Below are 21,781 nucleotides of genomic sequence, written 5' to 3'. Positions count from 1 at the left end.
AGACGCCGCTCAACCTCGCGCGCGCGCTGGAGAAGGCGGGCATCCCGATCCTGGGTACCTCGCCCGACGCGATCGACCTGGCCGAGGATCGCGAGCGGTTCGCGGCGCTGGTCGGCAAGCTGGCGCTCCGCCAGCCCGCCAACGGCCTCGCGCGCAGCCGCGACGAGGCGATCGCGGCGGCCGCGCGGATCGGCTACCCGGTGCTGATGCGCCCCAGCTACGTGCTCGGCGGCCGCGCGATGGAGGTGGTCGACGGGCCGCAACAGCTCGATCATTATATCCAGACGGCGGTGCAGGTGTCGGGCGACGCGCCGGTGCTGATCGACCAGTATCTGCGCGATGCGATCGAGGTGGATGTCGACGCGATCTGCGACGGTGAGGACGTGGTGGTCGCCGGCGTGCTCCAGCACATCGAGGAGGCGGGCGTCCATTCGGGCGACAGCGCCTGCTCCATCCCGCCCTACTCGCTGTCGGACGAGACGATTGCGGAGATCGAGCGACAGACGGTGCTGCTCGCCCATGCGCTGGGCGTCGTCGGCCTGATGAACATCCAGTTCGCGATCAAGGACGGCGTGGTCTACCTCATCGAGGTCAATCCGCGCGCATCGCGCACCGTGCCCTTCGTCGCCAAGGCGATCGGCGCGCCCATCGCCAAGATCGCGGCGCGGGTGATGGCCGGCGAGAAGCTGCGCGACCTGCCGACGATCGACCGGCGGATCGATCATGTCGCCGTCAAGGAGGCGGTGTTCCCGTTCAATCGCTTCCCCGGCGTTGATCCGGTGCTTTCGCCCGAGATGAAGAGCACCGGCGAAGTCATGGGGATCGCGCGCGATTTCACCACCGCGTTCGGCAAGGCGCAGCTCGGCGCAGGAACGGTGCTGCCCGAAACGGGCACGGTGTTCGTCAGCGTCAAGGATGGCGACAAGGCGTTGATCGTCACCGCCGCCGGCGTGCTCGTCGACCAGGGTTTCGCGATCGTCGCGACCGGCGGCACCGCCGATCATCTGCGCCGCGCCGGGCTGCCGGTCGAGACGGTCAACAAGGTGGCGCAGGGCCGCCCGCACATCGTCGACCGGATCAAGGACGGCGGCGTCGCGCTCATCATCAACACCACCGAAGGCTGGCAGAGCCTGAAGGATTCGCAGCCGATCCGCGTCGCCGCGCTCGCCGCCCGCATCCCCTATTTCACCACCGCTTCCGCCGCGGTCGAAGCCGCGCGCGCGATCGCCGCGGGGGCACAGGGCGGGACGGGGCGGCACCTTGAAGTGCGTCCGCTCCAGTCCTATCATTCCCGCTCGCACGATTGACCCCCGACATCGTCGTTACGGGTGCGGGCGGCTCCTCCTGAAGCCGCGCGGGGGCAGATTGTTTGGGGATAATGATGGCCACGGTCGAGAAGATGCCGATGCTCCAGGAGGGCTATGACAGGCTCAGCCGGGATCTGAAGCGTCTGAAAGTGGAGCGCCCGCAGATCGTCGATGCGATCGAGGAGGCGCGCGCGCACGGCGACCTGTCGGAGAATGCCGAATACCATGCCGCCAAGGAGCGCCAGGGCCAGGTGGAGGCGTCGATCGCCGACATAGAGGACAAGCTCAGTCGCGCCCAGATCATCGATCCGACCGAGCTGTCGGGCGACAAGGTGGTGTTCGGCGCGACCGTGACGCTGCTCGACGAGGACGACAAGCCGATCACCTACCAGATCGTCGGCCAGACCGAGGCGGACGCCAAGACCGGCCGCATCAGCTACAATTCGCCGCTGGGCAGGGCATTGATCGGGCGCAGGGTAGACGATGAGGTGGAGGTGACGGTGCCGTCGGGCGACCGCTGGTATGTCGTGTCCAAGGTCGCGTTCATCTGACGCGCGCGTATACGGGCGGCTGATCGGGATGCGCTGGGCGGACGCGCGGGCGACGACGTCGCTCTGCTTGCTGACGATCGCCGCGTCGGTGCTGATCCTGCTGTCGGGCGCGCTGCCCTATTGGTCGGTCGAGGCGGGCTTCCTCCCGGCGCGGATCGGGCACGAGGTGGCGGGGCTGTGGCTTCCCTGGCTGCTGACACCGCTCAGCGCCACGCTGGTGCATGGCGGCTGGGCGCATCTGCTGTTCAACGTGGTCATGCTGGGCTTTTGCGGACGCGAGGCGGAGCGCGCGCTGGGCGAGGGCGGCATGCTGATCCTCTATGCGCTGGGTGCCTATGCCGCCGCCGCAGGGCAATGGCTGACCGGCCCTGCGTCGGTGGTGCCGATGATCGGCGCGAGCGGGGCGATTTCGGCGGTGGTGGGTGCCTATGCGATGCTGTTCGGCGAGCGCCGCGCGCAGGCGCTGGGGCCGGTGCCCGCCGGCGTCATGCATGTCGCCTGGCTGGCGGCGGGCTGGGTCGGCGTCCAGCTGCTGATCGGCGCCGCCGAGCCGGCGGGGACGACGATCGCGATCGCGGCGCACATCGGCGGCTTCCTGGCGGGGCTGGCGCTGGCGCGGCCGCTGCTGATGTGGCGCTGGCGGCGGGCTTGAGGCCGGGGCGATCTTCGAAACGCAACCATCCGTCATGCCGGCCTTGAGCCGGCATCCACGTTCGTAAGGACGGGCCGGCCGGCGATGGCCACACTGCCGCGTCGGTAGCTGCCGCTGCCACGCGGAACGCGCCTGCTTCCCCGGCGTAGGCCGGGGGGCCAAGTATCGGACCGTTCGCAACTGGCCCCGGGCCTTTGCCGGGGAAGCGACATTGACCTCGACATCGCCCACCGACGCAAGCCCGGTATGACGACGGATGGTCGTCAGCCGGCCATGTCCGGCTCCAGCAGCCGGTGCAGGTGGACCACCACATAGCGCATCTCCGCGTCGTCCACGGTGCGTTGCGCAGCGGCGCGCCAGGCCTTTTCGGCGCTGGCATAGTCCGGGAAGATGCCGACCACCTCCAGCGCGGCGGGATCCGTGAAGTCGAGGCTGCGGGGGTCGCTGACGCGACCGCCGAAGACGAGGTGGAGCTTGCTCATGCGTCGGGCTCCTAGCGCCGGTCCGTCGTCTGTTGAACCCCTTTGCCCCCGCCCCATTGCGGGCGGGGCCAAGCTCGGGTCAGCTCCTGTCGGTGGCCGTATCGGTAGCCGCCTTCGCCCCGGCCGCACCGGCGGTGGAAAGCGCCTTGGCGAAGCCGCCGAGCAACGTCTTGACCTGATCGCGCCCCGCATCGGCGGTGAGGCCCCGGCTTTCCAGCTCGCTCTGGCCGGCCTCGCGCGCGGCCTTTGCGGCGGCGCGGGCGCTCTCGCCGATCCGCTTGCCCACGGGGGCGAGCAGCTCCTTCTCCTTGGCCGACCGCGGGATCAGCGCGCCGGCGAGCGCGCCCACTGCCAGCCCGCCGACGAGAATGCCGAGCGGATTGGACTCGATCCCTTCCACGGTGCGCCGGGCGGTATCGGAAGCTGCGCCGCGCGCGCGCTCGATGGGGCTGGGCGGCGTCGGGTCGGAACGGCGCTGATCGCCGTGAGTGGAGCCGTTGCGATGGGCGTCAGGCATGTTCGTCGTCCTTGGCTGAATGGTCGTGCTTGCGTCGGAACAGTCCGGCGATGCGGTGGCGGGCGAGAAACGCCAACCCGATCGCCGCCGCGCCCGCAAGGGGCGCCGGGTTGCGGCGGGCGGCGTCCACGCCGGTGCGCGCAGCGGACTCGCCCGCGTCGGCGACGCGCCGGCTGAGCTGGCGGGTGAGCGCCTTGAGGTTCAGTTTCGCCTGCAGCTCGTGCAGCGTGGCGAGCAGGCGCGCGCGCGCCTCCAGCTCGCGACGCTCGGCGGCCTCGATGTCGATCTCGCTCATCGCGCCACCTTGGGCGGTGCGAGCCTGGCGCTGCCGATCAGCCCGAGCACCAGCGCGATCAGCAGCGTCGCGCCGACGACGATGGCGGTCGCCCAACCCGGGCCGAGCAGCGTCGCGATCGACAGGATCAGCCCGACGAGCAACGCCACCAGCGCCGCCAACGCCAGCACGCCCGCCACGACGAAGAAGATGGCCGCCGACTTGTAGGCCGTCGCGCGCTCGCCAAGCTTGGCCTTGGCGAGCGCCACCTCCGCCCGCGCCAGTTCGCGCGCGTCCTCGACGGCACGGTGGACGAGCGTGGCGACGCCGTCGTCGACGGGATCAGGCCCGATCGGCATCGATGCCCGACTGGACCAGACGGGCCAGGACGAAGCCGATCGCGGCCGCTGCGCCGATCGCCACGCCCGGGCTCTTGCGCACCAGTTCGCGACCCTGATCGATCAGCTCGTCGACATCGGCCCCCTTCACGCGGCCCGAAAAGCCCTGCACGGCCTCCGCCGCGTTGCGGGCATAGCCGCCATATTGTGCGCCGAGCTTGGCGTCGACCTGGCCGGCGGCGTCGGTGAGCATGGTCGCGAGCTGGTCCAGCGCGCCGGCCGCGCGCTCCTTGCCGAGATCGGCGAACTCGCGGACCTTGTCGCCCGCCTGGCCCTGCAGCTTGGTCGCGCCGTCGGTCAGCTGCTGACGGACGCCCTGCGCGTTGCCGCGGGTGACGCCGCCGGCCGGCGCGGGATCGAACTCCACGCCTGCATCCTTCAGCGGCGCGGCCGGCTGGAATGCGGTATCGGCAGGCGGCGTGTGGTCGGCGTCGCCCGCGGGCTTGGCGGTGGGGTTATCGGTGTCGGCCATGACAGGCTCCTTCGTTACGCATACGCTGAAACGGGGATGCGGCGGCGGATGTTCCGCGCATTCCGCCGTCGATTTGCCCCGGCCGGACGCGGACGATAGGAGCGCGGCTGCCACCACACGGAGCCCAGCCTTGACCGCGATCATCGACGTCACCGCCCGCACCATCCTCGACAGCCGCGGCAATCCGACGGTGGAGGTCGACATGCTGCTGGAGGACGGCAGCTTCGGCCGCGCCGCGGTGCCGTCCGGCGCGTCGACCGGCGCGCACGAGGCGGTCGAGAAGCGCGACGGCGACAAGGCGCGCTGGGGCGGCAAGGGCGTCGACCAGGCGGTCGCGGCGGTCAACGGCGAGATCGCCGCGGCGCTGGTCGGCGAGGACGCGGAGGATCAGGCGGACCTCGACGCGCGGCTGATCGCGCTCGACGGGACGCAGAACAAGAGCCGGCTGGGCGCGAACGCGATCCTGGGCGTCAGCCTCGCGGCGGCGAAGGCGGCCGCCGATGCGCGCGGGCTGCCGCTCTACCGCTATGTCGGCGGCGTCGCCGCGCAGGTGCTGCCGGTGCCGATGATGAACATCATCAACGGCGGCGTCCATGCCGACAATCCGATCGACTTCCAGGAGTTCATGATCGCGCCCGTCGGCGCGCCGACGCTGGCCGAGGCGGTGCGCTACGGTTCCGAAATCTATCACACGCTCAAGCAGCGGCTCCACGATGCGGGGCATGCGACGGCGGTCGGCGACGAGGGCGGGTTCGCGCCCAACCTCGAAAGTGCCAGCGAAGCGCTGGACTTCATCATGGGCGCGATCGAGGCGGCGGGCTACCGGCCGGGCGAGGACGTGATGCTGGCGCTCGACCCGGCCTCGACCGAGTTCTTCCGCGACGGCGCCTATCATCTCGACGGGGAGGGGCGGGTGCTCGGCCCCGCCGAGATGGCGGCCTATTATGGCGAGCTCGCGGGCAAATACCCGATCTACTCGATCGAGGACGGCGCCGCCGAGGACGACATGGTCGGCTGGAAGGCGCTGACCGACCTGCTCGGCCACAAGGTGCAGCTGGTCGGCGACGACCTGTTCGTGACCAATACGAATCGGCTCACCCAGGGGATCAGCGACGGGCTCGCCAATTCGATCCTCATCAAGGTCAACCAGATCGGCACGCTGTCCGAGACGCTGGACGCCGTTTCGACCGCCAACCGCGCAGGCTACACGGCGGTAATGAGCCACCGTTCGGGCGAGACGGAAGACGCGACCATCGCCGATCTGGCGGTCGCCACCAATTGCGGGCAGATCAAGACCGGCGGGCTGGCGCGCTCGGACCGGCTGGCGAAATACAACCAGCTGATCCGCATCGAGGAGGAGCTGGGCGGCGCCGCGCGCTATGCGGGGCGCAATGTGCTGATCGGGGCTTGATCGGGGGGGCGGAGACGGCGAAGGTGGCGCGCATGACCAGGAAGGGCTCGCAACTGCAGCGCACGCTGCGCCGCGCCGCGCTGCCGGCGGTGGCGCTGGTGCTGATCGCGTTGTTCGGCGCCTATGCGGTGCTGGGGCCGAACGGGATGCTCGCCTATGGCGACTACCAGCGCCAGCTCGCCAGGCGCGAGCGCGACTATGCCGCCCTCGATCAGCGCCGCACGGTGCTGCGCAACCGCGTCGCGCTGCTCGACCCCGACCACGCCAACCCCGACATGGTCGACGAGATGACGCGCAAGGAGCTCAACGTCGTGCGGCCGGACGAAGTGGTCGTGCCGCTGAAATGACGTCGCCCCTTCCGCGGGCGGGAGGGGAGCAGGGTCACCGCCCCAGGAACGTCAGCAGGTCCCTGGTCAGCCGGTCGCTGGCCGTCACATTGAGCCCGTGCGGCTCGCCGTCATATTCGACCAGCTGCGAGCCCGCGATGCCCTTGGCGGCGGCGCGGGCGGAGGTGTCGATCGGCACGGTCTCGTCGCCGGTGCCGTGGACGATCAGCGTCGGCACGCGGAAGGCGGGCAGGTCGGGGCGGAAATCGGTCTTGGCGAATGCGTCGACGCAGGCGAGCGTCGCCTTGAGGCTCGCCAGGGTGGCGGTGCGCGTCGCCCAGTCGAGCACATCGTCGCTGACCGGGCTGGTCACGTAGCCGACGCCGAAGAACTGCGGCGCGAACGTGTCGCGGAAGAAGCTGAACCGATCCTGCCGGATGCCGTCCTTGATCTGCTCGATCTGCTCGGCGGGCACGCCGTCGGGATTGCTGTCGTCCTTGAGCATGTAGGGCACGACGGACGAGATCAGCCCGGCCGCGACCACGCCCTTGCCCTCGTGCCGGCTCATGTAGCGCGCGACCTCGCCGCCACCCATCGAGAAGCCGACGATCGTCGCATCGTCCGCGCCCGCCGCCGCGATCACGTCGGCGAGGTCGTCGGCGAACGTGTCGTAATCATAGCCGCCCCAGGGCTGGCCCGAGCGTCCGAAGCCGCGCCGGTCATAGGCGATCGCGCGAAAACCGGCCTCGGCGAGCGCCATCATCTGGGGATCCCACATGTCGGCGGACAGCGGCCAGCCATGGGTCAGCACGACCGGCCGGCCCTCGCCCCAGTCCTTGACGTACAGGTCGGTTCCGTCGCGCGTCTTCACATAGGGCATCGGGGGGCTCCGTCGGGATTGCAGGAACGTAACGGCCCGCCCCGCACCGGCGTTCCCGCTGGCGTCCGGGCGCGCGGTACGCCACACAGCTTCTGTCCTCAGCCGGAGCCTTGCATGAAGATCGCCGCCGCCGCGCTCGCCCTCGCCAGCCTGTCGATGATCGGGGCGGCGCCGCCGCCCAAGGCGGTCGCCCATGCACCGGGCTGGGCGGCGTTCCGCGACGGCTATATCGAGCAGTGGTTCCGGCTCGATCCGTCGAACGCGGTCTATCAGGGCCGGCATGATTTCGACGGGCGGCTGCCTGACTGGAGCGCGGCGGGGCTGGCGCGGCAGGCGGCGTTCCTGCGCGAATCGATCGCGCGCGCCGAGCGGTTCACGACGCTGACGGGCGCCGACCGGTTCGAGCGCGACTATCTGCTCCATGTCGCGCGCGGCAAGCTGTTCCTGCTGGTCGACGCCGACTTCCCGCACGCCAACCCGGCCTGGTATGTCGGCGGCGGGCTTGATCCCAACGTCTATCTCGCGCGCACCTATGCGCCGCCGGCGGTGCGGATGCGGGCGCTGACCGCGATGTTCCGCAACGTGCCCGCCGCGGCGGCGCAGATCCGGGCGAACCTGCGCACGCCGATGCCGGCGAGCTTCGTCGATTACGGCGCGGCCGCCTTCACCGGCTTTGCGGACTTCTACGGCGACAACGCCGTCCAGGCCTTCGCCGACGTCAAGGACCCGGCCGGGCAGGCGGCGCTGAAGGCGGCGGCGGGCCGCGCCTCCGCGGCGATGCGCGCGCTGGCGACGTGGATCACCGCGCAGAAGGCGGGGGCGACGCAGGATTTCGCGCTCGGCCCGGCGCGCTTCTCGCGGATGCTGGCGGAGATCGAGGGCGTCGACACCCCGCTCGCGCGGCTGGAGGCGATCGGCCGCGCCGACCTCCAGCGCAACCAGGCGGCGCTCCGGCAGGCCTGCGCCAGCTTCGCGCCCGGCAAGAGCATCCTCGCCTGCACCGCGCAGATGGGCGAGCACAAGGCGGACGGCGGCCCGGTGGCGGCGGCGCGCACAATGGTGCCGACGCTGCGCCGGTTCGTCGCCGCCCACGATATCGTCACGGTCCCCGGCACCGAGCAGGCGCTGGTGGAGGAGGCGCCCGCCTATAACCGGCAGAACTCCGCCTATATCGATCCGCCGGGGCCGTTCGATAAGGGCGTGCCGTCGGTCTATTATATCGCGCCGCCCGACCCGGCCTGGGACAAGGCGACGCAGGACGCCTTCGTTCCCGGCTATGGCAACCTGCTGTTCACCACCGTCCACGAGGTGATGCCGGGGCATTTCGTCCAGTTCCTGCACGCCAACCGTTCGCCCTCGCTCTTCGGCCGGCTGAACGTCGGCTATGCCTATGCCGAGGGCTGGGCGCATTATGCCGAGGAGATGATGTGGGACGCCGGGCTGGGGAACGGCAGCGCCGAGGTGCATGTCGGCCAGCTCTCCGAGGCGCTGCTGCGCGACTGCCGCTTCCTGTCGGCGATCGGGCTGCACACGCAGGGCATGACGCTGGACCAGTCGCGGCGCCTGTTCGTCGAGCAATGCTATCAGGACGAAGGCACGGCGCGCCAGCAGGCGGCGCGCGGCACCTATGATCCGCAATATCTCAGCTACACGCTCGGCAAGCTGATGATCCGCAAGCTGCGCGACGACTGGACGGCGACGCGCGGCGGCCGGGCGGGGTGGAAGGCCTTCCACGACCGGTTCCTGAGCTATGGCGGCCCGCCGATCCCGCTGGTGCGCCAGGCGATGATGGACGAGCCGACGCCGCAGGCGGTGTTCTGACCCTTCAAATCCTCCCCGTCCCGGGAAGGAGTGAAATCTACCGCGTCTGCCGCATGACGGGCACGTCGTCGCGCGTTTCCGCCAGGCTCGGGTTGCGGATCGCGGGGCGCAGGCGCGCGATGCTGCACAGGCCCGCGACCAGCGCGAAGCCCGCGGCGACGAACGGCGGTGTCCGCCCCGCGCCGACGCCGAGCGCCAGCAGCGCGGCGACCAGCGTCGCACCGGTCGTCTGCCCCGTCAGGCGCACCGTCGAGACCAGCCCACCCGCCGCCGCGGCGCGCTCACGCGGGGCGGAGCCGACCAGCAGCCGGGCGTTGGGCGGCAGGTAGCTGCCGAACCCCGAGCCGCACAGCGCCATGCGCCACGCCACGTCGAAATAGCTGGGGTGCGCCGGCATCGTGCCGAGCAGCAGCAGCGCCACGACCGAGATGCACATGCCGATGCCGCCGAGCAGCCCGGCCGGGATGCGATCCGACAGATAGCCCGCCAGCGGCGCGACGATCATGTTGGTCATCGGCCACGGCGCGATGCACGCGCCGATCGTCGCCGCCGAGAAGCCCAGCGCCTGCAGCCGGAAGGGCGTCGAGATCAGCAGCGTCATCGAGGCGGTGAAGGCGATGAAGCCGCCCAGCGCCGACAGCCCGATCACCGGCTGCGCGAGCAGGTCGACCGGCAGGATCGGCGCCTCCGCGCCGAGCTCGCGACGGACGAAATAGACGCCGATGACGACGCCGACGATCGTGATCGCCGCCGACACCACCGGGCTGTCGCCATGGACGAAGCTCTCCAGCCCGCCGATCACCAGCCCGAACATCGCCATGCACAGGATGGCGCCGACCAGGTCGAAATGCGCGTGGCGCGGCTGCGGGTTCGGGATGGCGCGGCCGAAGGCGAGGCTGAGCACCGCGAACGGCACCGCGCTGGCGAACACCCAGGGCCAGGGCGCGACCGACAGCACCAGCCCGCCGATGGTCGGCGCGGCGGCCGCGGAGCTGGTCACCACCACCGAATTGACGGCGAGGCCACGCCCGAGCTGTGTCGACGGATAGATCTGCCGGATCAGCGCCGAGGCGACCGACAGCACGCCCGCCGCACCCATCGCCTGCACCGCGCGCACGATGAGCAGGAAGGGCAGGCTCTTGGCGAAGAAGCAGAGCAGCGTCGCGATCGTGAAGACCGCCTGGCCGCCCTGGTAGGTGCGTTTCAGCCCGATCCGCTCGCCCAGACCGGCGAAGGGGAGGAGCAGCATGACCAGCGTCACCTGATAGATGGTGACGATCGACACCACGGATGCGTGATCGACGTGCAGGTCGCGCGCGATGGTGGGCAGCGCGACGTTGGCGACGCCGCTGTCGATGATGACCAGCGCCGAGCCGAACGACATGGCCGCGATCGCGACGTAGCGGCGCGGGGTGGGGAGACCGGGGGTGAAGGGGCGGTTATCCGTCATCTAATCCATCATGCCGGCGACATGGCCCAAGGTTCCGACGACGTAAACGTCGTTGGAAAGGCCAGGGAGGGTTGTCGCGGCATCCACTGTCGCACACAACCATGGCGTCGAGCTTTGCTCGCCGGTGGACGCCGGCACAAGCCTGTCCTGAGCGACGCCGACAGGCGGCGTCGACGGGGCCGGGGTGACACGGGAGGAAATATATGCGGTGGATCACCGGCTTGCTCGGCCTGACATTGCTTGTCGGAACCTCCGCCGTCGCGCAGACGGCGGCGATGACCACGAACGATCCCTATCTCTGGCTGGAGGACAAGGACGGCGCCAGGCCGCTCGCCTGGGTGGCGCAGGAGAATGCGCCGACGCTCAAGCGCCTGCAGGGCGATCCGCGCTATCCGACCTTCTACCAGGAGGCGCTGGCGATCGCCGCCGCCAAGGACCGCATCCCCAATCCCGACCAGCGCTTCGGCCGCCTCTATAATTTCTGGCGCGACGCCGAGCATCCCCACGGGTTGTGGCGGTGGACGACCGAAGCCGATTACGCGAACCCGCAGCCCAACTGGACGACGGCGCTCGATCTCGACGCGCTCGGCCAGGCCGAGGGGAAGCAGTGGGTGTGGAAGGGTGCGAGCTGCCTCCGGCCCGAGGAGCGGCTGTGCCTCGTCGCGCTGTCGGAGGGCGGCGAGGACGCGGTGACTTATCGCGAGTTCGATCTGGCGACGGGGCAGTTCGTGCCGAACGGCTTCTTGCTCCCGCGCTCGAAGCAGGACGCGGACTGGCTCGACCAGGACACGCTGCTGGTCTCGCGCGACTGGGGGGCGGGGACGACGACCGCGTCCGGCTATCCGTTCGTGCTCAAGCGGGTGAAGCGCGGCCAGCCGCTCGACCAGGCGACCGAGGTCTTCCGCGGGGCGGCGACGGATCAGGTCTCGACCGGCGCCACCGTGCTGACCGACGCCAAGGGCAACCGTGCGGTGGTCATCACCCGCGGCGTTACGTTCTTCGGCCAGGAAACGCTGCTGCTCACGCCCAAGGGCCCGGTGAAGCTGGACGTGCCCGCGCGCACGCGGCCGGTGGGGCTGATCGACGGGCTGATGGTGTTCGAGACCAGCGATCCCTGGGGCAGGGTGCCCGCCGGCGCGATCGCCTCGGCGCCGCTGGCGGAGGTCGAACGCGGCGTGCTGAACCCGACCGTGATCGTCGCGCCGGGCCCGCGCCAGTCGCTGAGCGGCGCGGCGGCGACGCGCGACACGCTGCTCGTGACGATGCTCGACGAGGTCAACGGCCGCGCCTTCGTCTATACGCACGGGAGCGGCGGCTGGACGGCGCGGCCGGTGCCGGTGGCCGACAAGACCAGCGTCGGCGTCGTCTCGGCGACCGACCGCAGCGACCATGCCTATCTGGCGGTCACCGGCTTCCTGACGCCGACCACGCTCTATGCGCTGGACGCCAGGGCGACCACGCCGCCGCGGCCGGTCAAGCAGCTGCCGCCCAAGTTCGATGCGACGGGGCTGGTGGTCGAGCAGTTCCAGGCGACGTCGACCGACGGGACGAAGGTGCCGTATTTCGTCGTCCACCGGCAGGGGCTGCCGCTCGACGGCACGACGCCGACGATCATGACCGCCTATGGCGGCTTCGAGCTGCCGATGACGCCCGCCTATTCGGGCTCGACCGGCAAGCTGTGGCTGGAGCGCGGCGGCGCCTATGTGCTCGCCAATATCCGCGGCGGCGGCGAGTTCGGCCCGGCCTGGCACGACGCCGGGCGCAAGCTGCATCGGCAGGTGATCTATGACGACTTCGCGAGCGTCGCGAAGGACCTGATCGCGCGGCGGATCACCAGCCCGGCCAGGCTGGGCATCTATGGCGGCTCCAACGGCGGGCTGCTGATGGGCGTCGAGTTCAACCAGCATCCCGATTTGTGGAGGGCGGTGGTGATCCAGGTGCCGCTGCTCGACATGATCCGCTACGAGCAGATCGCGGCGGGCGCGTCGTGGGTGGACGAATATGGTTCGGTCGCGAACCCCCAGGAAAAGGCGTTCCTGCAGACCATCTCGCCCTACCAGAACCTGAAAAAGGGCGTCGCCTATCCCGAGCCCTATATCTGGACCACCACCAAGGACGACCGCGTCGGCCCGCAGCACGCGCGCAAGTTCGCCGCGCGGATGAAGGAATACGGGCTGCCCTATCTGTTCTACGAGGACACCGCCGGCGGCCACTCCGGCGACGCGGACATCGAGCAGGGCGCGCGCCTGGCGGCGATGCAGATGGTCTATTTCAGCCAGAAGCTGATGGGCCCGGCCGGCGGCGGCGCGGCGGCGGGAAGATAGCGCCGGCGCCGGTGATCCTGTTCCTGTCTGCTCGTTCGCGGAACCGCGTGCGACGGATGGGGTTGTTGCAATGCAGCAGAGCGCTAGGAGAGGCGCATGGCCACCGCTCCGGACCCCGCCACGCCCCTGTTCCTGGAGGCGATCGTCAAGCGGCAGGCGGTCGCGGCGACCTACAACCGGGTCGCCGTGACGCTGGCGCCGCACATCCTCTACACCCGCCACGGCGACCTGCACGTCGACGCGGTGACGCTGGAGCGGGAGGGCAAGCCGCCCAAGGAAGTGAAGCTCGGCACCTTCAAGCTCGCCGGGCTGAGCGCCGTCCGCCTCACGCCGCGCCGCTTTGCCGCCAGCGCGCTGTTCGACCGCGCCGCCGAGCGCTACGCCGGCGAGACGATCATGGTCGTGGAGGCGGGGTAGGACAGTCCCCGGTGCGCCGGCCGGTCATGGTGCCGGTGAAGCCCATCACGCCGGTCTCGGACGGGTTGGTGGTCGCGAACCTCAGGTCATAGCCGGTCGGCGTCCAGCGCCCGGTCAGCCGCACCGTCCCGCGCGCCAGTCCCGGCGCCTGAGGCGGACAGCTCGCCGTGACGGCCACCCTGCCGTCACCGCCGAGCGCGCCGCGCGTGATCGTGCAGCCCGGCGCGAGATCGCGCGTCACCCAGCCGAGGCCGGGCGCATCGGCGGCCGACAGGCACACGGTGCCGGGGCCGGCCGGGCCGGCATAGGGCAGGTCGGTCAGCGGCCGCCCGTCCAGGCTGGCGCCGGTCGGCGCGCTCGTCACCTGCCACAGCCCGGGCCGGAACCCGGCCGGTCCGGCGGCGGCCAGCGGCAGCAGAAGGGCGACGATCGGCGCGCGGCGGGTCATGCCCGCGGATTAGCGCATCTCGGGGACGATCGACCAGCGCCGATCGTCCCGCGCGCCAAGATGACAAACAGGCGCATTGTCCGTTCACCGGGCCTCGGCTAGGCGGCGCGCGCCGTGGCGTCGATGTATCTCCAGCGTTCCGCCTATGCGCAAGGAACGTCGCCCCGGCGGCGCGCGGCGGCGCTGGCGCTGTCGCTCGCCTTCGTCGCGCTGCTGATCCTGCTGCTGATCCGGCTCGGCGTGGCGCTGCCGCCGCCGCCGTTCGGCGGCCAGAGCCTCAAGACCTTCAACGTCGCCCCCGAAGGCCAGCACGCCGCGCCGCAGCCCCGCCGCACGGCACAGCGCGCCGCCGCCAAGGCCGCGCCCGCCGCTCCGGCGCATCGCGCGCCGCCGCCGCCGCTGCCGCCCGCGCCGCTCCCCAACGCCGCCGCGCCGCCGATGATGGCGATGGCCCTGGGTGACAGCGACATCGGCAAGATGGCCAAGGCGCCGTCGGGCGAGGGCGACGGCGATACCGGCAAGGACAGCGTCGCCCCCTATGGCCCGGGCGAGGGCCCCGGCGGCGCGCGGCTGTACGACGCCGAATGGTATCGCGAGCCGCCGGCCAACGTCCTCGCGCTCTACCTGCCCGGCGGCGCGCCCGCGGGGGCGTGGGCGACGATCGCCTGCCGCACCGCGCCCAATTATCATGTCGACAGCTGCCGCCAGCTGGCGGATTCGCCGCCCGGGCTCGGCCTGTCGCGGGCGCTGCGCGAGGCGGCGTGGCAGTTCCAGGTGCGCCCGCCGCGGCTCGGCGGCAAGGCACTGGTCGGGGCCTGGGTGCGCATCCGCTTCGACTTCAACCGCGCGCCCCGGGACGATCGGTAGCGCGGAGCGATCCCGACGCTGCCTCGTTGGGGCGGCCTGTCTTCAGGAGCCTGCCATGCCGCTGCCCGCCGACCCCGTCTGGTTCATCACCGGCTGCTCCACCGGCTTCGGCCGTGAGCTCGCCCGCATCGTGCTGGCGCGGGGCTGGCGGGCCGTCGTCACCGCGCGCGGCGCAGACCGCGTCGCCGATCTCGTCGCGCTTGCGCCCGAGCGCGCGCTCGCGGTCGATCTCGACGTGGCGGAGCAGGGCCAGATCGAGGCGGCGGTGAAGGCCGCCACCGATCGCTTCGGCCGCATCGACGCGCTCGTGAACAACGCCGGCTACGGCTATCAGAGCTCGGTCGAGGAGGGCGAGGACGCGGCGATCCGCGCGCAGTTCGAGGCCAACGTGTTCGGCCTGTTCGCGCTCACCCGCGCGGTGCTGCCGGTGATGCGCGCGCAGAAGAGCGGCGCGATCGTCAACGTCACCTCGGTGGGCGGGCTGATCGGCTTTCCCGCGTCGGGCTATTACGCCGCGACCAAACATGCGGTGGAGGGCTGGTCGGACAGCCTCAAGGCGGAGGTCGCGCCGCTCGGCATCGGCGTGACGTGCATCGAGCCCGGCCCGTTCCGCACCGACTGGGCCGGCCGGTCGCTGAAGCAGACCCCCAGCCGCATCGCCGACTATGCCGACACCGCGGCCGCGCGGATGCAGCAGACCAGCGGCTATTCGGGCCAGCAGGCGGGCGATCCCGTCCGCGCGGCCCAGGCGATGATCGAAGCGGTGGAGCGCGACCAGCCGCCGCGCCATCTGGTGCTCGGCAAGTTCGGCCACGACGCGGTGACGGCCAGGCTCACGGAGCGGCTGGAGGAAATCCAGAGCTTGCGCGCCGTGGCGCTGGCCGCCGATTACCCGGACGGCGAGCGCTGACGCCCGACCGGCTGGCGTCCGACGCCGTCGCGCTCTGCCGGGCGCTCGGGCTCGGGGACGGGCGGGTCGAGCTGCTCAACGCGGGCCACCGCGCTACGCTGGTCCTGCTGCCGCAGCGGGTCATACTGCGGGTGGCGACTGGCCCGGAGTCGGACGTGACCGCCGCGCGCGAGCTGGCGGTCGCGCGGTTCCTGGCGGCGCAGGGCGCGCCTGTGGCCGCGCCGCTCGCCGAGGCCGGCCCGCACCAGCTGGCGGACGGCGTCGTGACGCTGTGGCCCTGGATCGATCACGATCGCGTCGCCGGCGATGACGACGCCGAGCTCGCCGGGGCCACGCTCGCCGCGCTCCACCGGGCGTTCGCCGGCTATGACGGTGCGCTGCCGCCCTATACCGATGCGCTCGACGGCGTCGCGCTCCTGCTCGCCGACCCGACAGCCGTACCGGTGCTCGCGGGCGACGACCGCCTGTTGCTGAACGCCCAATTCGCGCGGCTGCGCGCAGCGACCGGCGGCGCCGACGCGTGGACGCCCATCCACGGCGACGCGCATCCGGGCAACCTGCTGCTCGGCGGCGTAGGCCCGGTCTGGGTCGACTGCGAGGACGCCTGCTTGGGGCCGGCCGAATACGACATCGCCTGCCTGCCTTCCTCCGCCTGGCCACGCTTCACCGAAGCCGACCAGGCGCTGATCGCGGGTTTCGCCGCGCTGCGCAGCGTCTGCGTCGCGACCTGGTGCGCGGCGCGGCCGGCGGATGGCGACGCGCGCGAGGCGCTCGCGCATCATCTGACGGAGGTGAGGGGGTTCCCGGCCTAGCGATGCTCCAGGCCAGGCTGTCACGCGAGTGCATCGCGTGACCTCGGACGCCGCGTAGCGGCCACGCCGGCCGTTCGGCTTGCGTCCGGGCGGAACCGACCCGCAGCATCGCCGCGGGCCGGCCTCCGGCTCAGCCGCCCGCGACCTCGGCCACGTCGACCCGGATGCCCGGGCCCATCGTGCTCGAAACCGCGATCTTCTTGACGTACTTGCCCTTTGCGCCCGTCGGCTTGGCCCGCACCACCGCGCCGACCAGCGCGTCGAAGTTCGCGCGCAGGTCTTCGGCCGGGAAGCTCGCCTTGCCGATGCCGGAGTGGATGATCCCGGCCTTCTCCACGCGATACTCCACCTGGCCGCCCTTGGCGTCCTTGACCGCCTGCGCGACGTTCATGGTCACGGTGCCGAGCCGCGGGTTGGGCATGAGGCCCTTGGGGCCGAGCACCTTGCCGAGCCGGCCGACGACGCCCATCATGTCGGGCGTGGCGATGCAGCGGTCGAACTCGATCGTGCCGCCCTGGATCGTCTCCATCAGGTCCTCGGCGCCGACCACGTCCGCGCCTGCCGCGCGCGCCTCGTCCGCCTTCGCGCCGCGCGCGAACACGCCGACGCGGACGTCCTTGCCGGTGCCCTTGGGCAGCGTGACGACGCCGCGCACCATCTGGTCGGCGTGGCGGGGATCGACGCCCAGGTTCAGCGCGACCTCGATGGTCTCGTCGAACTTGGCGCTGGCGTTGGTCTTGGCGAGGCCGATCGCCTCGTCGATGCCGTGCAGCTGCTCGGGATCGATCGTCCAGGTCTTCTGCTTCTTGCTCTGTGCCATCGGATCAGCCCTCCACGACCTGCAGGCCCATCGCGCGAGCGGAGCCTTCGATGATCTTCGTCGCCGCGTCGAGATCGTTCGCGTTCAGATCCTTCATCTTCGCGGTGGCGACCTCGGCCAGCTGCGAGCGCCTGATCGTGCCCGCGCTCGTCTTGCCCGGCTCCTTGGAGCCCGACTTCAGGTTCGCGGCCTTCTTCAGGAGATAGGCCGCGGGCGGCGTCTTGGTCTCGAACGAGAAGGAGCGGTCCGCATAGACGGTAATTACCGTCGGCAGCGGCGTGCCCTTTTCCTGGTCGGCGGTCTGCGCGTTGAACGCCTTGCAGAACTCCATGATGTTGACGCCGCGCTGGCCCAGCGCCGGGCCGATCGGCGGCGACGGGTTCGCCGCGCCGGCCGCGACCTGCAGCTTGATATAGCCTGTGATCTTCTTCGCCATGTTTCACTCTGTTCCAAGTTGAGCGGTCCGAACGGGCGCAAGCGCCCTCCCGCAGCGATTCCCAACGATGTTGGAAGCGCAGCCGCCTAGCCGAAGCGCGTTCCGTTTTCAATGTCGGAAATCCGTGTGGGAGGCGACGCACCCCTGCGTCAGGCGAGCCGCGCGCCATCCGGGATGGTCGGATCGACCTCGGCCAGCACCACCGCGCCGTCCGCGTCCGGCAGGCCGAGGACGAGGACCTCCGAACGCATGTCGGCGATCTGGCGCGGAGGAAAGTTCACCACCGCCAGCACGCGCCGGCCGACCAGATCGGCGAGCGCATGGCGCTCGGTGATCTGCGCCGCGCTCTTGCGCACGCCGATCCCCGGCCCGAAATCGATGCGCAGGATGTAAGAGGGGTTGCGCGCCGTGGGGAAGGGGGAGGCCTCGACGATCGTGCCGGCGCGGATGTCGACCCGCAGGAAATCCTGAAAGGTGATCGGCGCCGCCGCGGCGGCCGCGGGATCGTGGACGAGGTGCATGGCCGTGGTCTCCTTGCGCCGTTCGCGCGCCGCTCGTCAGTCGAGCCGCTTGCCCATCCGGATCAGCGGCACGGATACGCCGTCGATCGGGTCGGACAGGATCGGCTCGATCGCCACATAGCCGCAGGCGCGATAGAGCGGCTCGCCGGCGAGCGTCGCCATCAGCTCGGCGCGCCGGAACCCGTAGGCGCGCGCCGCCGCCTCGCATTGCCCCAGCACCATCCGGCCGATACCGCGTCGCGCGTGATCGGGGCTGGTGTACATGGCGCGCACGCGCGCCGCGTCGGTCGCGGGATCGAGTGGATCGGGCGCGCGGACGACGATGCTGGCGTCGCCGCCGAACAGCGTCGCGCGATAGCTCCAGCCGCCGCAGCCGACGATCGTGTTGCCGTCCAGGACGACCAGATAGGTGCCGTCACGGACGAGCTGGGTGTCGAGCCCCATGACATGGCGGCTCGCGCGCACCTGCGCGGGCGTGAGGAAACCGTCCTGCAGCGTGTCGATGGCGCGCCGCATCAGGTCATGGAGCGCGGCGAGATCGTCGAGGTCGGCCGGGCGGTGGGTAAGCGGGGCGGTCATGACCAGGTCCATGATCGCGTGACGCGGGGCGGGGGAGGGTGATCGCCCTCCCCCGCCGACGCTCAGTATTTCACGCGCAGACGGGCATAGTAGAAGCCGCCGTTGAACCCGAACGGACCACCGATGCGCGGATAGACCGAGCCGTCGAGCAGCGCCTGGTTGACCGTGTAGATCGGGTTGGATGCCGACGCCGCGATCTTGTCCGGTCGCATGTCGAAGAAGTTGTTGGAGCCGACCGTCAGCGTGTAATGGTCCATGAAGGTGTAGCTGATGTCGAGGTCGGTCGTGAACTTCGATCGGAACAGCTGGCCGGGATAATCGACTTCGTCCCGCCAAGAGCCGTAATAATTCTCGCGGCCATTGATCGTCAGTCCGCGCAGCGACCAGGCGACCGCGAAATTGGCGCGGTGGTTGGGCGCGAGATGATTGATGTCGGCGACCTGCGCATCCGACACCTGCGCCGCGTTGCGCCGGGACACGGAGCTCTGATTATAGTTATAGGCCAGCGTCAGGTTCACCGCCGCTTCCGCCAAGGTGAGGCGGTAGGACCCCACCACGTCGAGGCCCTGGGTAAGCGTATCGAGCGCGTTGGTGAAATACTGCACCGTGCCGCCCGCGCCGACCGTGGCGAGCGCGGGGCTGGCCGCGACGTTGGCCGCCGTCACGGGGAAGGACTGCGACAGGTAGATGCGGTCGCGCACCTTGATGTTGTAATAGTCGGTCGTCACCGTCAGCGCCCGCGCCGGGGTGAGGACCAGGCCGGCGCCCCAGTTGGTCGCCTTTTCGGGCTTGAGCGGGCCGGAGCCGAAGAACAGCGCCGCGGCATTGTCGACGGGATAGGTGCCCTGCTGCACCTGGTAGCCCGCCAGGAAGCTGGTGGTGACCACCGCGTCGTGCGACTGGCCGGGCGTCGGCGCGTGGAAGCCGGTGCCGACGGTGCCGCGGATCGAGAGCCACGGCGTCGCCTTGAACAGTGCGTTGGCCTTGCCCACCACCGTGCTGCCGAAATCGCTGTAATGCTCGTAACGGCCCATCACGCCGACCGTCAGCGCCGTGACGATGTCGGTCTCGGCGCCGAGATAGGCGGCTTCGCTCTCCTGGCTGAACGAGCCCGAGAGCGCCGGGCTGGTGCCGCCATAGCCGCTCGCGGCCGGCGATTGCGCAGCGGAAGAGCCGTTCCTGACGAACACGCCGGGCGCCGTCTGCGTGTAGAGCGGCTGGGCGATCGCGTACGGTCCCGCGCCGTAGGACTGCGCGTCGCCCGGGGTCAGCTCGAACGTCTCCTTGCGATACTCGCCGCCGCCCGAGATGGTGATCGGGCTCGCGAAGCCGACCTCCAGCGGGTAGGTCAGGTCGATGTTGCCGTCGCCCTCCTTCTGGATGAACTCGCCGAACTGAAAGCTCGTCTGGGTCTGCGGGCCGTAGGATGGGCTGAGCGAGTCATACATCGACAGCCGCAGCGAGTGGCGGCTGAGCGTTCCCGAGATGTCGAAGGTCAGCCCGTTGTCCAGCTTGCCCTTGTAGCCGACCACGCCATACGCCTCGCGCGTCACGCCGACGAAGCGCGGCGTGAAGCCGGCCGGGTAGAGGTTGGCGGCCGAGAAGGTGTTGGCGTCGATCACGAAGCCGCCCGTCGGGCAGGTCCCGTTCCCGGCGGGACAGGCCGTCAGATAGACGGGGTTGTACGAACCGTTGCGGCTGATGTTGGTGGTGGTGAGCGTGGCGCCGGTGGAGATCGGCACCCCGGCGAAGGCGATGGGCCGGCGATAGTTGAAGCTCTCGTCGGTCTTCGTGTAGGCGAAATTGGCGAACGCATAGAGCTGCGTGTTCTCGGTCACGTCGAGGCCGGCGTTGACCACCGCCTTCCAGCCATGGGTCGGCGAGCTGCCCCAGATCTGGGCCGGCTCCGGATAGTTGGGAAGTTGACTGGCGAGCGCGGGATTGGCCTGGGCGAAATAGGCGGCGCCGGCGGGCTGGTGGCCGCGGCTGGTGCCGAGATCGTCGTTATACTCGCCCGCGACGTTGATGAAGCCGCGCCCGCCCAGCTTGAAGCCGACGTCGCCGGCGATCTGGCGGGCGTCGCCGTCGCCGTCATAATATCGGCCGTAGCGGCCCTGCAGCTCCAGCCCGGCATCCTGGCGCAGGGCGAAGTTGAGCACGCCGCCGATCGCGTCCGAGCCGTACTGCGCGGTCGCGCCGTCGCGCAGCACCTGCAGGTTGTTGACCGCGATCGAGGGGATGGCCGAGATGTCGGGCGCCTGCGCGCCGAACGACAGGCCGGTGTCGCCGCCGGTGTAGACCTGGACCAGCGACGAGCGGTTGTAGCGCTTGCCGTTCAGCATCACCAGCACCTCGTCGCCCGGCAGCCCGCGCAGCGAGGGCGAGCGGACGAAGCTGGACGCGTCGGAGATGGTGTTCTGCCCGACGAAGAAGGACGGGATGATGTTCTTGACCGAGTCGATCAGGTTGGCGGTCGGCTGCGCCTGCAGCTCGGCGGACCCGATCACGTCGACCGGGGACGGCGAGTTGGTCAGCGTCCGGTCGGTCCGGCGCGTGCCGATCACGACGACGTCGGTGCTGTGGTCCTGCGCGGTCGGCGTCGCGGCGACCGGCCCGTCGGCGGGCGCGGTCTGCTGCGGCGCGTCGGCCGAGGGCGACGTCGGCGCGGCCGATGACTGGGCGTAGGCCGCCGTGCTCGCAAGCGCGGCGGCGAGCGCCATGGTGGACGTGAGCGACTTCAGCAACATGCGCCTTCCCCTCCGAAACAAAGCCCTGCCTTCCGTCCGCCCCTCCACCCGCCGTGCTCACGCCGGCGACGCTGATGCGTCCGCGGTCGTCGCGTCACATCCTTGTCACATAGTGAGACATGTTTTGCGCCGCGGCGCAACATGGCGGGAACGGTTCCGCGGCGGCCGTGGCGTTCCGGCAACAGTGGGCCGAACCCGCCCGCCCGCGATTATTTCGAGCGCTCGACCTGCTCGAAGTCCAGCTCGACCGGCGTCGCGCGGCCGAAGATGCTCACCGACACCTTCACCTTGGCCTTGTCGAAGTCGAGCTCCTCCACCGTGCCGTTGAAGCTCGCGAACGGGCCCTCCAGCACCTTGAC

24 protein-coding genes and 1 pseudogene are annotated in these 21,781 nt (G+C 70.6%); 11 read left to right on the top strand and 14 right to left on the bottom strand.

The window, feature by feature from the left end:
• The 3 genes from ACFE64_RS10545 to ACFE64_RS10535 form a co-directional block, all read left to right on the top strand.
• Positions 1-1,307, top strand: a 1,307-nt coding sequence (locus ACFE64_RS10545) for an ATP-grasp domain-containing protein (protein WP_375392417.1), incomplete at its 5' end; no start/stop codon positions are given.
• Positions 1,308-1,381: 74 nt separating this feature from the next.
• A complete protein-coding gene (greA, locus tag ACFE64_RS10540) occupies positions 1,382-1,858 on the top strand; it encodes a transcription elongation factor GreA (protein WP_375392416.1) in 477 nt (158 codons plus the stop codon).
• Positions 1,859-1,886: 28 nt separating this feature from the next.
• A complete protein-coding gene (locus tag ACFE64_RS10535) occupies positions 1,887-2,510 on the top strand; it encodes a rhomboid family intramembrane serine protease (protein WP_375392415.1) in 624 nt (207 codons plus the stop codon).
• A 263-nt stretch (positions 2,511-2,773) separates the two neighbouring features.
• On the opposite strand, the gene ACFE64_RS10530 is transcribed toward ACFE64_RS10535, so the two are convergent.
• The 5 genes from ACFE64_RS10530 to ACFE64_RS10510 all read right to left on the bottom strand — a co-directional run bounded on the left by ACFE64_RS10530 (position 2,774) and on the right by ACFE64_RS10510 (position 4,653).
• Entirely contained in the window at positions 2,774-2,992 is a 219-nt protein-coding gene (locus ACFE64_RS10530) for a DUF4170 domain-containing protein (protein ID WP_375392414.1), read from the bottom strand.
• 79 nt (positions 2,993-3,071) lie between these two features.
• On the bottom strand, positions 3,072-3,509 hold the full coding sequence (locus tag ACFE64_RS10525) for a hypothetical protein (RefSeq protein ID WP_375392413.1): 438 nt from the start codon (positions 3,507-3,509) through the stop codon (positions 3,072-3,074).
• The gene (locus tag ACFE64_RS10520; RefSeq protein WP_375392412.1) at positions 3,502-3,804 is read right to left on the bottom strand and encodes a phosphatase; all 303 of its coding nucleotides are present in this window, start codon (positions 3,802-3,804) and stop codon (positions 3,502-3,504) included. The genes ACFE64_RS10525 and ACFE64_RS10520 overlap by 8 nt, the downstream gene beginning before the upstream one ends.
• Complete coding sequence (locus ACFE64_RS10515; RefSeq protein WP_375392411.1) at positions 3,801-4,142, bottom strand: phage holin family protein; 342 nt, start codon at positions 4,140-4,142, stop codon at positions 3,801-3,803. Before ACFE64_RS10515 ends, ACFE64_RS10520 begins: the two co-directional genes overlap by 4 nt.
• Positions 4,126-4,653: a hypothetical protein gene (locus tag ACFE64_RS10510; protein ID WP_375392410.1), complete on the bottom strand. Its 528-nt coding sequence runs from the start codon at positions 4,651-4,653 to the stop codon at positions 4,126-4,128. The genes ACFE64_RS10515 and ACFE64_RS10510 overlap by 17 nt, the downstream gene beginning before the upstream one ends.
• Before the next feature lie 130 nt (positions 4,654-4,783).
• Here ACFE64_RS10510 and eno point away from each other — a divergent pair, with 130 nt between their 5' ends.
• Both eno and ACFE64_RS10500 read left to right on the top strand, forming a co-directional pair.
• Complete coding sequence (gene eno / locus ACFE64_RS10505; RefSeq protein ID WP_375392409.1) at positions 4,784-6,064, top strand: phosphopyruvate hydratase; 1,281 nt, start codon at positions 4,784-4,786, stop codon at positions 6,062-6,064.
• A 32-nt stretch (positions 6,065-6,096) separates the two neighbouring features.
• The gene (locus tag ACFE64_RS10500) at positions 6,097-6,411 is read left to right on the top strand and encodes a septum formation initiator family protein (RefSeq protein ID WP_375392408.1); all 315 of its coding nucleotides are present in this window, start codon (positions 6,097-6,099) and stop codon (positions 6,409-6,411) included.
• Positions 6,412-6,445: 34 nt separating this feature from the next.
• Here the strand turns inward: ACFE64_RS10500 and ACFE64_RS10495 are convergent, their stop codons facing one another.
• The gene (locus tag ACFE64_RS10495) at positions 6,446-7,270 is read right to left on the bottom strand and encodes an alpha/beta fold hydrolase (RefSeq protein ID WP_375392407.1); all 825 of its coding nucleotides are present in this window, start codon (positions 7,268-7,270) and stop codon (positions 6,446-6,448) included.
• Between the two features lie 114 nt (positions 7,271-7,384).
• Here ACFE64_RS10495 and ACFE64_RS10490 point away from each other — a divergent pair, with 114 nt between their 5' ends.
• Positions 7,385-9,091 (top strand): DUF885 domain-containing protein, encoded by a 1,707-nt coding sequence (locus ACFE64_RS10490; RefSeq protein ID WP_375392406.1) that lies wholly within the window; start codon positions 7,385-7,387, stop codon positions 9,089-9,091.
• Positions 9,092-9,128: 37 nt separating this feature from the next.
• Here the strand turns inward: ACFE64_RS10490 and ACFE64_RS10485 are convergent, their stop codons facing one another.
• Complete coding sequence (locus tag ACFE64_RS10485; RefSeq protein WP_375392405.1) at positions 9,129-10,541, bottom strand: MFS transporter; 1,413 nt, start codon at positions 10,539-10,541, stop codon at positions 9,129-9,131.
• A 203-nt stretch (positions 10,542-10,744) separates the two neighbouring features.
• Between ACFE64_RS10485 and ACFE64_RS10480 the strand changes: the two genes are divergently transcribed.
• Positions 10,745-12,865, top strand: a complete 2,121-nt coding sequence (locus ACFE64_RS10480; RefSeq protein ID WP_375392404.1) for a prolyl oligopeptidase family protein — start codon at positions 10,745-10,747, stop codon at positions 12,863-12,865.
• A 96-nt stretch (positions 12,866-12,961) separates the two neighbouring features.
• Positions 12,962-13,282, top strand: a complete 321-nt coding sequence (locus ACFE64_RS10475; protein ID WP_375392403.1) for a hypothetical protein — start codon at positions 12,962-12,964, stop codon at positions 13,280-13,282.
• Here the strand turns inward: ACFE64_RS10475 and ACFE64_RS10470 are convergent.
• The gene (locus ACFE64_RS10470) at positions 13,260-13,730 is read right to left on the bottom strand and encodes a DUF3617 domain-containing protein (RefSeq protein ID WP_375392402.1); all 471 of its coding nucleotides are present in this window, start codon (positions 13,728-13,730) and stop codon (positions 13,260-13,262) included. The two genes, ACFE64_RS10475 and ACFE64_RS10470, sit on opposite strands and share 23 nt — an antisense overlap.
• A 123-nt stretch (positions 13,731-13,853) precedes the next feature.
• On the opposite strand from ACFE64_RS10470, the gene ACFE64_RS10465 reads away from it, so the two are divergent.
• The 3 genes from ACFE64_RS10465 to ACFE64_RS10455 are packed head-to-tail and all read left to right on the top strand — an operon-like array spanning position 13,854 to position 16,319.
• Positions 13,854-14,597 carry a hypothetical protein gene (locus ACFE64_RS10465; RefSeq protein WP_375392419.1) on the top strand — a complete coding sequence of 248 codons (744 nt, stop codon included), beginning with the start codon at positions 13,854-13,856 and terminating at the stop codon, positions 14,595-14,597.
• A gap of 55 nt (positions 14,598-14,652) precedes the next feature.
• Entirely contained in the window at positions 14,653-15,507 is an 855-nt protein-coding gene (locus tag ACFE64_RS10460) for an oxidoreductase (protein WP_375392401.1), read from the top strand.
• A complete protein-coding gene (locus ACFE64_RS10455) occupies positions 15,504-16,319 on the top strand; it encodes a phosphotransferase enzyme family protein (RefSeq protein WP_375392418.1) in 816 nt (271 codons plus the stop codon). The genes ACFE64_RS10460 and ACFE64_RS10455 overlap by 4 nt, the downstream gene beginning before the upstream one ends.
• Positions 16,320-16,449: 130 nt before the next feature.
• Here the strand turns inward: ACFE64_RS10455 and rplA are convergent, their stop codons facing one another.
• From rplA to ACFE64_RS10425, 6 genes and pseudogenes are all read right to left on the bottom strand, one after another.
• Positions 16,450-17,139, bottom strand: a complete 690-nt coding sequence (rplA, locus tag ACFE64_RS10450; protein ID WP_375392400.1) for a 50S ribosomal protein L1 — start codon at positions 17,137-17,139, stop codon at positions 16,450-16,452.
• A gap of 4 nt (positions 17,140-17,143) precedes the next feature.
• Positions 17,144-17,575 (bottom strand): 50S ribosomal protein L11, encoded by a 432-nt coding sequence (rplK, locus tag ACFE64_RS10445; RefSeq protein ID WP_375392399.1) that lies wholly within the window; start codon positions 17,573-17,575, stop codon positions 17,144-17,146.
• A gap of 149 nt (positions 17,576-17,724) precedes the next feature.
• On the bottom strand, positions 17,725-18,096 hold the full coding sequence (locus ACFE64_RS10440; RefSeq protein ID WP_375392398.1) for a tRNA-binding protein: 372 nt from the start codon (positions 18,094-18,096) through the stop codon (positions 17,725-17,727).
• Positions 18,097-18,132: 36 nt separating this feature from the next.
• A complete protein-coding gene (locus tag ACFE64_RS10435; RefSeq protein ID WP_375392397.1) occupies positions 18,133-18,675 on the bottom strand; it encodes a GNAT family N-acetyltransferase in 543 nt (180 codons plus the stop codon).
• A 62-nt stretch (positions 18,676-18,737) separates the two neighbouring features.
• Positions 18,738-21,422 (bottom strand): TonB-dependent receptor plug domain-containing protein, encoded by a 2,685-nt coding sequence (locus ACFE64_RS10430; RefSeq protein WP_375392396.1) that lies wholly within the window; start codon positions 21,420-21,422, stop codon positions 18,738-18,740.
• 209 nt (positions 21,423-21,631) lie between these two features.
• Positions 21,632-21,781: pseudogene (locus ACFE64_RS10425) on the bottom strand (transcription termination/antitermination protein NusG); the annotation flags it as partial.

The sequence above is a fragment of the uncultured Sphingomonas sp. genome, assembly GCF_964250165.1.
Lineage (GTDB): Bacteria > Pseudomonadota > Alphaproteobacteria > Sphingomonadales > Sphingomonadaceae > Sphingomonas.
This window is presented reverse-complemented; position numbering and strand designations above follow the sequence as displayed.

What these genes read in the sequence shown, in the direction of transcription:
- greA (WP_375392416.1), top strand. Translation starts at nt 1,382, where the DNA reads ATGGCCACGGTCGAGAAGATGCCGATGCTCCAGGAGGGCTATGACAGG.
- ACFE64_RS10535 (WP_375392415.1), top strand. Translation starts at nt 1,887, where the DNA reads ATGCGCTGGGCGGACGCGCGGGCGACGACGTCGCTCTGCTTGCTGACG.
- ACFE64_RS10530 (WP_375392414.1), bottom strand. Translation starts at nt 2,992, where the DNA reads ATGAGCAAGCTCCACCTCGTCTTCGGCGGTCGCGTCAGCGACCCCCGC.
- ACFE64_RS10525 (WP_375392413.1), bottom strand. Translation starts at nt 3,509, where the DNA reads ATGCCTGACGCCCATCGCAACGGCTCCACTCACGGCGATCAGCGCCGT.
- ACFE64_RS10520 (WP_375392412.1), bottom strand. Translation starts at nt 3,804, where the DNA reads ATGAGCGAGATCGACATCGAGGCCGCCGAGCGTCGCGAGCTGGAGGCG.
- ACFE64_RS10515 (WP_375392411.1), bottom strand. Translation starts at nt 4,142, where the DNA reads ATGCCGATCGGGCCTGATCCCGTCGACGACGGCGTCGCCACGCTCGTC.
- ACFE64_RS10510 (WP_375392410.1), bottom strand. Translation starts at nt 4,653, where the DNA reads ATGGCCGACACCGATAACCCCACCGCCAAGCCCGCGGGCGACGCCGAC.
- ACFE64_RS10500 (WP_375392408.1), top strand. Translation starts at nt 6,097, where the DNA reads ATGACCAGGAAGGGCTCGCAACTGCAGCGCACGCTGCGCCGCGCCGCG.
- ACFE64_RS10495 (WP_375392407.1), bottom strand. Translation starts at nt 7,270, where the DNA reads ATGCCCTATGTGAAGACGCGCGACGGAACCGACCTGTACGTCAAGGAC.
- ACFE64_RS10490 (WP_375392406.1), top strand. Translation starts at nt 7,385, where the DNA reads ATGAAGATCGCCGCCGCCGCGCTCGCCCTCGCCAGCCTGTCGATGATC.
- ACFE64_RS10485 (WP_375392405.1), bottom strand. Translation starts at nt 10,541, where the DNA reads ATGACGGATAACCGCCCCTTCACCCCCGGTCTCCCCACCCCGCGCCGC.
- ACFE64_RS10480 (WP_375392404.1), top strand. Translation starts at nt 10,745, where the DNA reads ATGCGGTGGATCACCGGCTTGCTCGGCCTGACATTGCTTGTCGGAACC.
- ACFE64_RS10475 (WP_375392403.1), top strand. Translation starts at nt 12,962, where the DNA reads ATGGCCACCGCTCCGGACCCCGCCACGCCCCTGTTCCTGGAGGCGATC.
- ACFE64_RS10470 (WP_375392402.1), bottom strand. Translation starts at nt 13,730, where the DNA reads ATGACCCGCCGCGCGCCGATCGTCGCCCTTCTGCTGCCGCTGGCCGCC.
- ACFE64_RS10465 (WP_375392419.1), top strand. Translation starts at nt 13,854, where the DNA reads ATGTATCTCCAGCGTTCCGCCTATGCGCAAGGAACGTCGCCCCGGCGG.
- ACFE64_RS10460 (WP_375392401.1), top strand. Translation starts at nt 14,653, where the DNA reads ATGCCGCTGCCCGCCGACCCCGTCTGGTTCATCACCGGCTGCTCCACC.
- rplA (WP_375392400.1), bottom strand. Translation starts at nt 17,139, where the DNA reads ATGGCACAGAGCAAGAAGCAGAAGACCTGGACGATCGATCCCGAGCAG.
- rplK (WP_375392399.1), bottom strand. Translation starts at nt 17,575, where the DNA reads ATGGCGAAGAAGATCACAGGCTATATCAAGCTGCAGGTCGCGGCCGGC.
- ACFE64_RS10440 (WP_375392398.1), bottom strand. Translation starts at nt 18,096, where the DNA reads ATGCACCTCGTCCACGATCCCGCGGCCGCCGCGGCGGCGCCGATCACC.
- ACFE64_RS10435 (WP_375392397.1), bottom strand. Translation starts at nt 18,675, where the DNA reads ATGACCGCCCCGCTTACCCACCGCCCGGCCGACCTCGACGATCTCGCC.
- ACFE64_RS10430 (WP_375392396.1), bottom strand. Translation starts at nt 21,422, where the DNA reads ATGTTGCTGAAGTCGCTCACGTCCACCATGGCGCTCGCCGCCGCGCTT.